This window comes from Caldovatus aquaticus (genome assembly GCF_019458025.1).
Lineage (GTDB): Bacteria > Pseudomonadota > Alphaproteobacteria > Acetobacterales > Acetobacteraceae > Caldovatus > Caldovatus aquaticus.
Window position 1 is genome coordinate 1 of record NZ_JAHZUY010000122.1, and the last position, 2,030, is coordinate 2,030.

2 protein-coding genes are annotated in these 2,030 nt (G+C 73.9%); one reads left to right on the top strand and one right to left on the bottom strand.

Annotated elements, in window-relative coordinates:
* Positions 1-123: 123 nt before the first annotated feature.
* The gene (locus tag K1J50_RS18720) at positions 124-417 is read right to left on the bottom strand and encodes a GYD domain-containing protein (RefSeq protein WP_220119260.1); all 294 of its coding nucleotides are present in this window, start codon (positions 415-417) and stop codon (positions 124-126) included.
* Between the two features lie 166 nt (positions 418-583).
* Between K1J50_RS18720 and K1J50_RS18725 the strand changes: the two genes are divergently transcribed.
* A complete protein-coding gene (locus K1J50_RS18725) occupies positions 584-1,705 on the top strand; it encodes a CaiB/BaiF CoA transferase family protein (protein ID WP_220119261.1) in 1,122 nt (373 codons plus the stop codon).
* Positions 1,706-2,030: the final 325 nt, after the last annotated feature.

Sequence of the window (2,030 nt, forward strand, 5' to 3'; positions counted from 1 at the left end):
CGGCCGTGTCGCCTCGATCAGCGGCTCCCATTCCGCCCAGGCCGCATCCGTGAACACCTGAACGCCGCCGCTCTTCTCCGCCATCCCCACAACATGGGCATAGCATTCAAGCTCTAACAGACCCTAGTCCAGCGAGGCGATGATCCGGCGGTAGGCGTCCTCGGGGAAGGCCTTCAGCGACTGGGTGCGCACGTTGCCCTGGCGGCCGAGCATCAGGGTGAAGCGCGCCGCCACGGCATCGTCGGGCGCCTCGTAGATGAGCACCAGATCATACGGCCCCATGGTCATGAACGCCGCGCCGATGCGCCCGCCCATCTCTTCCAGCGCCTTGCGGGCGGCATCGAGCCGGCGCGGGGATTCGGAGACGGCGCGCATGCCCTGGTCGGTCCAGTTCGCGAGCATAACGTAATTCGCCATCGCACGCCTCCTTCGCGGGTCGTGGCCGAGGCGACTCTACGCCCCGCGGCGCGCGGCAGGCGAGGGCCGGATCCGGGCGGGGGGCGGCGGCGCCCGGCGATCCTCCCTTCCCTCCCGCCCCCGTGCTGCCAGGATGCGGAGGAACGCCGCGACGGGAGGGGGATGCATGTCGAAGCCGTACCGGGGCCTGTTCGTGCTCGACGCCAGCCAGGGCATCGCCGGGCCCTACTGCGCCACGCTGCTCGCCGCCTGCGGCGCGGATGTGGTCAAGGTCGAGCCGCCCGCCGGCGACTGGTCGCGCGGCCTCACCACGCGCGCCGGCCAGCACAGCGTGATGCACACCGCCTTCAACCGCGGCAAGCGCAGCGTGGTGCTCGACCTGCAGAGCGCGGAGGGGCGCGCCCGCTTCGCCAGGCTCGCCGCGCGCGCGGACGTGATGCTGGAGGCGTTCCGCCCCGGCGTCGCACGGCGCCTCGGCATCGTGCCGGAGGCCGGCAAGCCGGATGTGGTGTTCCTCTCGATCAGCGGCTTCGGGCAGAGCGGCCCCTATGCGGAGCGGCCCTGCACCGACAGCGTCGGCCAGGCCTTCACGGGGCTTGCGGCGCTGAACGAGGGCATGGACGGCGCGCCGCACCGCACCGGACCGATCATGACGGTGGATGTGGTCACCGGCCTCTCCGCCTTCGCCGCGGTGCAGGCGGCGCTCGCCGCGCAGGCGCGGGACCGGGCGGCCGGGGCGCCGCCGCGGCGGCGGGTGCTCGACGTGTCGCTGATGCAGTCGGCGGCGGCGTTCCTCGCGCTCAACATCGCCGAGCACGGCCTGCTCGGGGCCGTGCCGCCGGCGCCGAACGTCCCCGCCGGCACCTATCGCTGCCGCTGCGGCGGCTGGCTGATCATCGGCCTGGTGCGCGAGGCGGAGTTCGTGGAGATGTGCCGCATCCTGGAGCTGCCGGACCTCTCGCGGGAGCCGCGCTTCGCCACCTATCCCGATCGCGCGCGCAACCGCGAGGCGCTGGTGCCGATCGTCCGCGAGGCCTTCCTGCGGCGCGACCGCGAGGACTGGATCGCCCGCTTCCACGCCGCGCGGATGCTGGTGGACCGGGTGAACATGCCGCTCGACTTCCTGGCCGATGCGCATGTGCGCGCGGTGGGCGCCGTGGTGCCGCTCGAGCAGCCCGGCCTCGGCACCCTGCCCTTCCCGGTGCTGCCCGGGATCGGGCCGTGGAGCGTGCCGGCGCCCGGGCTCGGCGAGCACACCGAGGAGGTGCTGCGGGAGGCCGGGGGCTGAGCCTCGCCGGCCGGCTGCCGGCGCGCGTCCGGGGCGCTTGCCCGCGCCTGCGCCGGGCCGCGGCCGCGCCGCCGGCCATCGCCCGCAATCCGCGGCCGGGCCGAATCGCGGACGGCGGGAAACAGGCGCGAGCGCGGGGCCGCACGACGGGCGACGCGCCGGCACCGCCGCCGCGCGCGCAGCCGGGCGGAAACGGCGCTAGGTCCTGAACCCAAACTGCTGGACGCGACGGGCTGGGATCTGATTCAAGTTCCCTGCTGGACGGGAGCTTGGCATGTCGCGGTTCGATCTGAGTGAGGCGGAATGGCGGATCATCGAGCCTCTG

What these genes read in the sequence shown, in the direction of transcription:
- K1J50_RS18720 (WP_220119260.1), bottom strand. Translation starts at nt 417, where the DNA reads ATGGCGAATTACGTTATGCTCGCGAACTGGACCGACCAGGGCATGCGC.
- K1J50_RS18725 (WP_220119261.1), top strand. Translation starts at nt 584, where the DNA reads ATGTCGAAGCCGTACCGGGGCCTGTTCGTGCTCGACGCCAGCCAGGGC.